9 protein-coding genes are annotated in these 11,496 nt (G+C 38.9%); 1 reads left to right on the top strand and 8 read right to left on the bottom strand.

The features are described from left to right. Positions 1 to 136: 136 nt before the first annotated feature. The 5 genes from aphA to cmoM all read right to left on the bottom strand — a co-directional run bounded on the left by aphA (position 137) and on the right by cmoM (position 8,349). Positions 137 to 850 (bottom strand): acid phosphatase AphA, encoded by a 714-nt coding sequence (gene aphA, locus GTH25_RS05855; RefSeq protein WP_075673564.1) that lies wholly within the window; start codon positions 848 to 850, stop codon positions 137 to 139. A gap of 224 nt (positions 851 to 1,074) precedes the next feature. After that, on the bottom strand, positions 1,075 to 5,535 hold the full coding sequence (gene mukB, locus GTH25_RS05850) for a chromosome partition protein MukB (protein WP_099659764.1): 4,461 nt from the start codon (positions 5,533 to 5,535) through the stop codon (positions 1,075 to 1,077). Next, complete coding sequence (mukE, locus tag GTH25_RS05845) at positions 5,532 to 6,263, bottom strand: chromosome partition protein MukE (protein WP_109419886.1); 732 nt, start codon at positions 6,261 to 6,263, stop codon at positions 5,532 to 5,534. The genes mukB and mukE overlap by 4 nt, the downstream gene beginning before the upstream one ends. Then, the gene (gene mukF, locus GTH25_RS05840) at positions 6,244 to 7,566 is read right to left on the bottom strand and encodes a chromosome partition protein MukF (RefSeq protein ID WP_075673561.1); all 1,323 of its coding nucleotides are present in this window, start codon (positions 7,564 to 7,566) and stop codon (positions 6,244 to 6,246) included. The genes mukE and mukF overlap by 20 nt, the downstream gene beginning before the upstream one ends. A gap of 9 nt (positions 7,567 to 7,575) precedes the next feature. Then, positions 7,576 to 8,349, bottom strand: coding sequence for a tRNA uridine 5-oxyacetic acid(34) methyltransferase CmoM (cmoM, locus tag GTH25_RS05835; RefSeq protein WP_075673560.1), 774 nt, complete (start codon positions 8,347 to 8,349; stop codon positions 7,576 to 7,578). Between the two features lie 375 nt (positions 8,350 to 8,724). On the opposite strand from cmoM, the gene elyC reads away from it, so the two are divergent. After that, entirely contained in the window at positions 8,725 to 9,555 is an 831-nt protein-coding gene (gene elyC, locus GTH25_RS05830; protein WP_164530387.1) for an envelope biogenesis factor ElyC, read from the top strand. Positions 9,556 to 9,635: 80 nt separating this feature from the next. Here elyC and kdsB read toward each other — a convergent pair whose 3' ends face one another. The 3 genes from kdsB to GTH25_RS05815 form a co-directional block, all read right to left on the bottom strand. Next, positions 9,636 to 10,397 carry a 3-deoxy-manno-octulosonate cytidylyltransferase gene (gene kdsB / locus GTH25_RS05825; protein ID WP_164530386.1) on the bottom strand — a complete coding sequence of 254 codons (762 nt, stop codon included), beginning with the start codon at positions 10,395 to 10,397 and terminating at the stop codon, positions 9,636 to 9,638. Positions 10,398 to 10,401: 4 nt separating this feature from the next. Further along, a complete protein-coding gene (locus GTH25_RS05820) occupies positions 10,402 to 10,581 on the bottom strand; it encodes a Trm112 family protein (protein WP_004244593.1) in 180 nt (59 codons plus the stop codon). Positions 10,582 to 10,996: 415 nt separating this feature from the next. Then, positions 10,997 to 11,212 carry a cold-shock protein gene (locus tag GTH25_RS05815; protein WP_023581324.1) on the bottom strand — a complete coding sequence of 72 codons (216 nt, stop codon included), beginning with the start codon at positions 11,210 to 11,212 and terminating at the stop codon, positions 10,997 to 10,999. Positions 11,213 to 11,496 lie beyond the last annotated feature (284 nt).

The following is an 11,496-nucleotide window of genomic DNA, read 5'->3' as shown; positions in this document are numbered from 1 at the left end:
AAATTAAAAATAGACTATTAATGAATAATAAAGAATTGTGAATGGATAATAAGATTATTTAAATGGAAGGTATTTTAAAATAGAAAAAGGCGCAGTTTCCTACGCCTTACAAATAAAGGTAAACAAAGGGTAAAGATTAGTACTCTGAATTGATAACTACTTCTTCACCAAATTGACCTGCTTTTGGCAGTGGTTGGTAAGAAGAGTTAGCTGCACGCAGAATACGGATACCACGGATGTTCAGCTCATCTGCTGCTGCGATATCTGCATCAGCATCACCGTAGTAAATTTTCAGTTTATGATCACGCATCCAGCTTACTTTATTATTTGCGCCAGGTTGGTCACCAGCAAAAATAACAGGCTGCATTTTATCAGCAGGAATGTTTAAGCCTTCTTGTACATACTTGGTCACAGTCTCAGTTTTAGTCTGAGTACGACCAGTAATGAAATAAACAGTATCACCACGTTTTAAGTGCATTTGAACAAGATCGATACCGACTTGTTTAGGCATACTGAATTTATCCCACTCGTTATTCATTTTTTCCCAGAATTCTGGGTTTTTCAGGTAGCTGAAATCGTTTGGAGAATATTCCAGTTTACCGCGGTAAAAACCTGGACTTGAGAACAGAACGGTGTCATCAATATCAAAACCCACAGCCATTGGTGCTTGGCCTGCTAAGCTTTTCTCGATATCTGCAACAGAAACCCAGTTAATTGGTTGCTGTTGTGCAAGTTGTGCAACCGTAACACCAGGGCTTACCACTTCTGGCATATGAACTTTTGCCATTGCTGCGCCATTTAAGCTTAACGCCAAAGCAATTGCACTAAAAGCTAACGTGACTTTACGCATTCTCTTTCCTTTAAATTTTTATATTAATCACATACGGGAACAATCATAAACATCATGATTACATTTAAATGAGATATAGCGCACGTTATGCTATTTATAATTTCATTTTTTTGTTAATTTACTTTCATTTTTTGATCTATGTAACACTTTAAAAAAGAAGGCGCTATAAGCATAAGCCCGTAGCGCCCTTGTTCTTGCCCTTTGAGGCGAATAATGAAATAAAATTATTCTGTTATTTCAGCAACATTTGATGATGCAATTTTATCTTTTTCAGCCTGTTGACCAAAACCTTTTAATCCAACAACGTGTACATGCTCAGTACCATTGAACACTTTACGTACTAATTTATAGGTTGTTCCTTTTTCTGGGCTGATATTTTCTGGTGCTGCAATAATTAATTGCATATCAAGACGATCACAAAGCTCAAATAACGTTGCGATAGACTTCGCATCTAGACGTGCTGCTTCGTCGAGGAAGAGCAAACGACAAGGAGAAATATCTTTTCCTCTTAAACGTCGTGATTCTTCTTCCCAGCTCTGTACAACCATCACCAGAATTGACATCCCTGTACCAATTGCTTCACCAGTTGATAAAGCACCACTTTCTGCTTTTAACCAACCTTCTGGTCCACGATTAACCTCAACATCCATTTCAAGGTAATTACGGTAATCTAACAGCTCTTCACCCACAGTTTGTGGCATACGTTGACCAATATCCACTTGAGGGTTTAAACGCTGATAAAGTTTCGCCATTGCTTCGGAGAAAGTCAGGTTTTGGTTTTTAAATAGATCTTGATACTGGTTATCTTCTTCAGATAACACATCCAATAACACTTGGTGACTTTCACGGATATTGACATTGAGTCGGACACCACGCACCTGACCAAATGAAACCGCTTGCAAACCTTGGTTTAGCATACGAATACGGTTTTGCTCACGCTGAATAGTTTTACGAATAATATTCGCGACGCTTCGTGAACTAATCGCTAACTTTTGCTCACGGCTAGTTAACTCTTCAGTTAAGCGAGCAAGCTCGATTTCCATCTGTTCAATTGCATCAACCGGATCATCCGTTTTAATGATGTCTTGGCGAATACGTTCTCTTAAATGCTGGTATACCGCAATAAAGAACTGAACTTTACGATCGGGATATTTCGCATCTTCTGAGCGACGTAGCGCATCACGTAAATATTCATTATCAGCAACCGCTTGGCGTAATGCACCTAACGCTTTATCCGACATTGAACGTAATTCATCAGCAGAAAGATAAGCAAAGTCTCGACGATGTAAACGACGCTCCATTCCATTTTCTTTTACTAATCGCATAACCGCGCACCAACCCGCTTTTGCACTCACAACATGCTCACGAATTTGAACGTAGTCACGTTCCAGTTTACGAATTTTCTTGGTGAGATTATCTCGCTCAGCTTCACTTAGTGCGATATCTCGCTCAAGTTGGCTAATACGTGTACGGTTTGCACTTACTGCAGAATAGCGTTGATCGCGCAGTTCTTTGGCTCTGGCTTCTGCACCTATATCAATATGGATCCCTGTATCACGCATCTCTTGCTCAAGCTCTCTGAGTAATTCAGATTTAGTATCAAAGGAGCTTTTTAATGATGCGAGTACTTGATTAAATTGAGCACATTGCGCTTGTTGCTGACGATAAAGTTCTCTTGCTGTAGCGCGTTCTGTTTCAGCCATTTCTAAGCGGTGACGTAGCTTCTCGTTAAGATCACTATTTTCACTGACAATTTCAACGGCATCGCTATAACTAAAGTGAGGACGGCGCTGTACCACTTCCACCAGCAAGAAAGCTTGTTGCTGATAACGTTGCTGTTCTGCTTTTGCTTGTTCGTAATCTTGGGCTAATTGTTCATGCGCTTGTGGATCACTTTGCAAGATTGAAGCGATAGGCTCTAACGTTGCTAATGCTTTTTCATGACGTTGCAAGTGACGCATTGACTCTTCAGCGGCATACAGCTCTTCACGTAACTCTTCAACACGATCAATCAGTGTTTCATCCATCAAGATATTAACTTGAGGAATAAGTTTATTAAGAAGATTTAGAGATTCTTTAGCGCGCGCATAATGTTGACGCTGTTGCTGAGTACTCTCTTCGTATTGTGTTAATGCTCTTTCTAGCTCGTTACGTCTTTGGTTGAGTTGACGAATATCCTCTTCAGGATCCGCCTCAAATGCTACAGAAATATGTTGTCCCACAAACTGACTAAAGGCATGGTGAGCACGTTGGATCTTCTGTACATCAAAAGCTTGTGTCGCGTAAAGTTCAGAAAGCTCATCGCGCTGGCGAGATAAAATTTCTAACTGATTTTCACGCGCAGCTCGACCAAACAGTGGAATTTCAGGGTAGCGAGAATAACGCCATTGTCTATCAGAACTTTTAATAAGAACAGCTTTATCCATCTCTTGCGCATTAAATACACTGTCATCGAAAGATTGTGGATCACCTTCGATAAAATAGAGATCTTCAGGGCAATCATCTAGCGTTTCTAATTGCGCCTGAACTTGTGATAGATCTTGTACAACAATCGCATGACGTGCTGGACCATATAATGCAGAGAAATAAGGCGCATCATCTAACGTAATATCATCATAAATTTCTGATAATAAAACACCATTAAAGCGTTCAGCTAACGTAATTAATCGCCCATCTTCAGCACCACTTGGCTGACTTAAACGTTCAATTTGCGCTTCAGTCTGTTGTTTACGAGTTGCAGTTTCATCACGTAATACAGTGGCTTCACGCTCTTTTTCAAGTAACTGTTGCATATATTCTGTTACTTGATGACCGGTTTCAAAAGATTGACGAGTTTGCTCACATAATTGTGTTAACGCATCTTGTGCCGCAAGCCATGCAGGTGCTTGTTTTTTCAGTTTTTCAATTTGTTGTTTAAGTTGATCTAACTCTTGGCGCATTTGCATGCGCTGCTCGCCAGATTCATTAACGTAATCGCTAAGCTCTTCAATTTTTGCTTCTAATTCATCTTGAAGAATTAACAGATCATCAGGCTCCATCGATTTACCATGATGTTTGTTAAATTCTTCAAGTTGACGTTCTGCATTGTTTCGCTGATGTAAACGCTGTTCTAATTCAGCTAATTGCATACGAATAGGATGAACCCTATCCGCTTGATGTCGATGAGAAGACCACTCACGTAATGCCGTTTTTGCAGCATCCCATGCATTTTGACGTTCAACTTCACCAACAATTGAACTCACCAGTTTATAGGCTTGATCGAATTGTGTTTTCGCTGCTTCAGAAACATTAAGTTTCTGCTCCATAGAAAGTAATGAATGCGTAATGGTTTGAATTTTTGCTTGGATCCGTTCAGCCCATTGCTCTGCATTAGTTTCATCTAAATCCGTAATATCACATTGTGCTTTAGCACGTTCTAAAGCCTGCACAGCTTGGCGATATTGAATAGCTCGTGTTTGTTGTACGTCTAATGCTTGCTGATAGTCTGCTAACTGATTTTTCAGTTCATCGACTTCTTCTTCTGCCGCTTCTACACGTGCTTCAAGCTCTTCTTTCTTAGATGCGGCTTCTTCAACCACTTCGCTTTGTTCTTCTAAGCGAAAAGTTATCTCTTCAACATCAGCAACATAGCGGTCAATTTTCTCTTGTTGGCGAACTGCATTTTGTACTAAATTTAATCGGTCACTTGCCGCTTGATAATCCGCTTCAAGATCAGAAGATAATGCTTGTTGCTCTTCTAATTCTTTACCCATTTCAACAAAACGATACGCTTCACTATTAATGGATTTACGCTGGCTCCATAACTCACGGCGCACGGTTAAAGCTTCATCTAAATGAATTCGTCGTTCATTGGCATGACGCATATAGTCAGCAGCAACATAAGATGTCGCTTCTGTAATTAAGTGCTTAAATAAGTCACGATCAGATTGAGTGACACGAATGGCTTCAAGCGTCATTCGATTTTCACGCAATGCACCTTCCATATCTTGGAAAGCTTTTCTTACACCGCTATTCTCAGGCAGTAAATAATCACGTAAAGAGCGTGTAATCGCACTTGAAATACCGCCATACAATGAGGCTTCAATTAAACGATAGAATTTGGCGCGATCACTCGCTGAACGTAAACGTTTAGGAATAACCCCTAAATCAAACATCACCGCATGGAAATCAGTGATAGAGTTAAATTGTCTGAAAACAACCCCATCAATAGCTTCAACTTTTTCTTTTAATTCATTCAGCGGTAAAACACGAGCTTGGCGATCCGCAACAGCTTGAGTCAAAATTTCTGTTGGATTTTCTGCCATTGGCAGCCCTTGGATCATAAAGGGTTTGATATCAACTTTCTTATCACGCCCTGCAATTTGCTGTAAACGGACACCAACCACAGCACGTAAGTGACGCGAGTTAATCACATCCAATACGGCATAACACACACCAGGACGCAGTTTCCCGTATAGCCCTTTATCACGTGACCCGCTTGTCGATCCTGCTTCTGTGGTATTACGGAAATGAAGCAAAGTAAGATCAGGGATCATGGCTGTGATAAATGCAGCCATCGTGGTTGATTTACCCGCACCATTACCACCTGATAACGTAGTCACCAACTCATCTAAATCAAAAGTACGAGCAAAAAACCCATTCCAGTTGATAAGTGTTAATGAGCGAAATTTTCCCCGTTCAATCATTTATTTTCTCCCTCCGCATCATTTTCACTGGATTGTAATTGCTCATCTTCATTTTCTTCATCATCGTTGAGAGTTTCTGAGCTATCTTCAAGCGCCATTGCTTCACCATCACGGATCATTCGCATTTGAGCCTCAAGTGGAGAATCGCCACTACGCACATCGGCACCAAAGCGGAAAACAGATTCGGTAATAGAAAAACGTTGCATATCATTTAATAAGAATGAAATCATGCCTAAACGACGTAAACGATTTAGCGAAGTTCTCATCTTTTCTTGTAATTTTTGCAAATCAAGATCAGAACCTGTTGAGCGCTGATTCACTAAACGTAAAAGCTTGGTTTCATCTGCTAATGTTCTTAATTCATCGAACAGCTCTTGAACGGTGAATATTCCCTGATTCGCTAATCGTTCAGGACTAAGATAGAGATAGCAAAGAATTTTCCCCACCAACATATCCATTTCAGAGAGAACAGAGCGTGGAATAAGTGTGGTTGAGCGAGGCCGCAAATAGAAGAAACCTTCTGGTGCACGAATTAATTCGACGTTATAACGCGCATAAAAGTCTGATAACTCATCTTGGAAATCCATCAAGAAAGCATGATTATCCAGAGAGTCTATACCGATATGTCGACCTGCACGTAACTGGCTATCCAGTTCAGGAAAAAGTGAGTTCGCTAATGCCTGCGCCAGTTTTGCTGGCATAAATTGTTCAGTATGTATCGATGACATGCGCTTGTACCTTAGCTCCATATTCGTTAATTTCTGACCATTTTGCAGGTAATCCTGCGAGCTCAGCTTTCGCCACACCTAATCGTACTGCTTGATCAATAACAATACGTGCAACATCGAAATGTTTCTGTTGCGGATAACGATTAAGGTATTCAACTAACACTGAACTGAGATCTAATGCTCGTTGTTCCAATTTGTAAGAAGCAAGCTCTTGCTCTACCCATTGCGCTATTTGTTCATTCACTTCACTGAACATTTGATATTCAAGCTCTTCAGGTAACTCACCCGTGACTTCTTCATCACGTAGAACCAGTTCTTCATCACGCATATCAAACAACCGATCAGCATTAGCGTAAGTTAATGCCCATGGGCTGTCGAAATAGTTTTGTACGGATTGACGTAAACGACGAGAGAAAATACGGTTTTTATCCATATCAATCGCTGTACGAATAAATTTATGGACATGTCTATCGTATCCAATCCATAAATCAATAGATTGCTGACCCCAACTAATAATGCGGTCTAACTTACTTTGAAGTTCAAATACTAATGTATCAATTTGCTCAACATGACCAGAATTCATGTTTGCTTCTTGAATACGTAAGAGATTCGCTTGAAGTTTATCACCAGCAGCTTCAAGGGTATCTTGTAGTTCTCTTAATGTACCCGAGGTTTCAGATAACAATTGTTCACAACTTGAAATGGCGGCTTGCCAGTCTTGGTTTAATAGCGCAGCAATATCTTCTTTTACTGTATTTTGTTGCTCATCCATGATCCGCTGAGACAAATCAATGCTATCGAAAATTTCTGCCACTGAATATTTTAAAGGCGCAAAAACGTTACGATGCCAATGATATTCATCACCACCATCTTCAGCGGAACTGGCTGCTGAATCCAACTCACCCGCCACAATGGAAAGTTGCATAGATAAGCGCAATGATGAAAATTCACGTTGGCGAATATAGTAATCACTAATTCCAATACCCAACGGGGTTAAACGGTATATTGCATTACCTTCTACCAATTCACTGGTAAAACGGTTAAAAAGTCGCTGCTTTACCATGTCATTAATGGCATTATTTGCACGAACTTGGATTGATTCTGCGGGTTGTTCGAAGCCTTTACATACTTCTCGAAAGGCATCAATTAACTCCCCTTCACTGATTTCGCCATCAAGGCGCTCGCTGTTTAATACAGCGACAGCCATCAAAAAAGCTAATCTTTCTGGTGGCAGTGAGATTGAGAAATCATTTTTTCTCGCCCAAGACACTAACTCAGGAACTGTCTGGGTAAAATCACTCATAGTACATCCTTAATTTACACGCTTTTGTGCCATGACATGAATGTAACGCCCCAGACTGATATAGGGCTCTTGCCGACAATATCGTTGCTCTAATGCAAGCAACGATGGAAAATCTTTATTTTGTAACTGACGACTTTGCAAATAATCATGGAAAACACGGACACCCGTTTTTCCTAATATTGTCATTGAAAACTCATCTAGCCATTGATAAACATCTTCGGGTTGCAATGGATTTTGAGGTGATAGCGATTTTTTTCTTCTACGCGGGATCTCAGGATTTGCCAGATGAAAATTCCCTAAAATCGCATTTCTCATGACAATGCCATTCGCATTGTAAAACATCAGCGATAAGATACCATTAGGTAACAACATATCGGTAAGAACATTTACGGCGTTTTTCTGATCCGTGATCCATTCCAATACTGCATGAAATAGAATTAAATCAACCCCTTCATCTATATGCTCTTTAATCTCTTGAGCAGCACAACAAATAAACGCCATGTTCTCGACAACACCCTCTTCAATCGCAGCCTCTTGTGCACGATTAAGCATCTCTTGTGATAAATCACATAAGATAATTTGGTGTCCTAATTTAGCAAGCTGACGAGAGAAATAACCTTCACCTCCACCTGCATCTAAAATACGCAAACTTCGACTAGGTAAGAGGGCCAATAATTGTTGTAAATCTTCCCAAATCACCGCTTGACGTATTTTACCCTTTGTTGTGCCATAGATATTGCGGGAGAATTTATCTGCAATATCGTCAAAATTACGATCTGACATTAAAACGCCTCATGATAACAACTTACTACTTGCGCTCTTTGCGTTCTGATAAATTCAAAAATATGAGACACTGTACATAAATAAAGACGGCAATTTTACCAGTGTTCTATGATACTGACTGTTTTCTCTCAAGAAATAAGTCATGAATCAGATTATTCGCAAAGCGCAGTATAAATATAACGCTTATTAATGAAAAAATTAACGTTCAAACGTTTATCGTTTTATAAATAATTAAACGGTTCTTTATTTCTATTGATGAAAACTTAGTGAAACGTTGTTGTGTTAGCTATTTTGACACAACGTCTTGGAATTCCCCTAGTTTTCACTAAGCTTTCACTATCAATTGCATGTATTTCACTCAATCTAGGATGATTTATGCTGTTTTTGCTCAAAAAATATGTTGCAGGCTTTCTGATGCCCTTGCCTTTGCTCTTATTAATCGCCTTTTTTGCATTAGCACTACTTTGGTTTACTCGTTGGCAAAAAACTGGAAAAAGCCTACTCACTGTTGTGCTTGTTCTGTTAACTATTTTAGGCATACAACCTGTTGCCGATACACTATTAATGCCTAGTGAAAAAGAGTATCAAGCTCGTTATGAATTACGAGAAAATTCGCAACAAGATGTGAACTACATTGTTGTTTTAGGTGGTGGATTTACTTATAACCCAGATTGGGCCCCCAGTTCTAATCTTCTTAATAATAGTTTATTTCGTGTTGCTGAAGGTGTAAGACTTTATTATCACAATCCTAATGCGATAATGATTTTTACAGGTGGTGCTGGTGTTAATCAAATAAGTAGTGCAGAAGTAGCAGCTCAGGTAGCACAATCTTTAGGTGTACCTGCTGAGAGAACTATCGCATTATCAACACCGAAAGATACTGAAGAAGAAGCCTATGAAGTTGATAAATTAATTGGTAAGAAACCATTTTTACTTGTGACGTCTGCCAATCATTTAGCACGCGCGGAACGTTTCTTTTTAGCCCGAGGCATGAAACCTATTGTTGCACCAGCTAACCAACTGGCTATCTCTTCACCATTACATCCTTGGGAAAAATATTTTCCTTCTGCGACTTATTTTCAACACAGTGAACGTGCATGGTATGAGTTTCTAGGGTCGGTGTGGCAATCAGTAAAACCAGCTGGCCAACCCGCAATTATTCCTGAAAATGAAAGTCATCAATCTGATAAAGAAGAAAACCAATAATTAGAAATATTTTTGCTAACTGATGCAAAAACGGCACTTAATTTAAGTGCCGTTGAAATTTATTTGTTACTGTTAAAAAATCAGAACTCTTGGTTAAGTGCTCGATATGCAGCTCTGGCGGCAACAAGATCATCTTGAGTATCTACACCCACACCCGGAACTTCTAATGCTTTTGCAACATGGATTTTTTCGCCATACCACAGCACTCGCAGTTGCTCTAACATTTCAATAGATTCTAATGGGCTTGGCTCCCAAGTAATATATCGACGAATAAAGCCTGCACGATAAGCATAAATCCCAATATGACGAAGATAATGCTCACCAATTTCATCATGTGATAAATTAAAACGGTCTCTTTCCCAAGGAATGGTTGCACGAGAAAAATAAAGTGCGAAACCTTTTGCATCCATCACGACTTTCACCGCATTAGGGTTAAAAGCTTCTTTTGAGTCAACAATAGGCACTGCTAATGTTGCCATTCCTGCACCACAACTCGCCAAATTTTCGGCTACTTGAGTAATAATCACAGGGGGAATAAGAGGCTCATCACCTTGTACGTTAACGATTATCTCATCATCCACAAATTTATATTTTTCAATGACTTCCGCTAAACGTTCTGTGCCCGAATGGTGATCTTCGCGAGTCATGCAGGCTTCTCCACCCGCATTTTCAACTGCTGCAACAACATCTAAATTATCGGTTGCAACAATGACACGGTTTGCACCAGAGCGCATAGCCTGTTCCATTACACGAACAATCATAGGTTTGCCATGAATATCCGCGAGGGGTTTACCCGGTAAACGGGTCGATGCATATCGACCAGGGATAATGACCGTGAACATGAAGTTACTTTTCCTCTTCTAGTGATAATTCTCTTGCTTCATTCTCTAGAAGAACGGGGATATTGTCACGAACAGGATAAGCTAAATGATCAATTTTGCAGATAAGCTCTGAATTTTCTTTATCAAAGATAAGTTTGCCGTGGCAAACTGGGCAAGCAATAATTTCGAGTAAGCGGTGATCCATTTTGTCCCTCTCAAGGGTTAATCATTTTATATGGCAAAAGGATATCATAAGGAATGATCAGCGTTAATACTCAAAACCTCTCGTTTAGTGATAATTCGAAAATTATTTTAGTTATTAATAAATTTATTATTTTCTCTTTTACTATAAGCAACAAAAAAGCCACATTAATGTGGCTTTTTATCGTTGAGTCTGCAACATCATTAATAAAGAATTACATTCAGCTTTTATTGATAATAATTTAACCTTTTCATTATCTTTATTGCATTCTAATTAACGAAACGACTCTTTTATATTACTTATCCGGCTTGGTGATAAACTATTGTCGCTTATCTACCTCAAATTAGGTATAAACGATAATTTAATCTTAATGCTAAACTATCGTTTTATCTACATATTTAACAAGGCTAAACCTTATTTAAAACCCGATAACATCAGCGGCTTCTAAACCTGCTGCTGTTCTGATAACAGAAAACTCAACATCTTGACCTTCTGTTAGTGCTTTATTTTTTGTATTGGCAATCGCTTTTTTATTGACATAAACTTCTTGTTCAATATCTCTTGCAACAATAAGACCATAACCTTTGTTATTGTCGAACCATTTTACGCGACCCATTCTTAATTGTAATGTCATGATAGATAAACTCCTTTTGTTCTTTGTATAGTTTTATTTTCCTATACAAATGCATCCTACTTTTTATTAAGTCTTCTTATATAAAAACCCCAATTAAATTCTGAACACATTAATTTAAGTAGTGCATTTTATTATTCGATATAAATGTTCAAAACCGTGATAGCTAAGCTTAATAAATATTATAAAGCTCAATAAATACTTACAGTATCAATATGACAAAAAGATGACATAATGATATTGGTTGCACACTGATAAAAAAGATAACCAAATATAGAGATAATTAG

Source organism: Proteus terrae subsp. cibarius (assembly GCF_011045835.1).
Lineage (GTDB): Bacteria > Pseudomonadota > Gammaproteobacteria > Enterobacterales > Enterobacteriaceae > Proteus > Proteus cibarius.
This window is presented reverse-complemented; position numbering and strand designations above follow the sequence as displayed.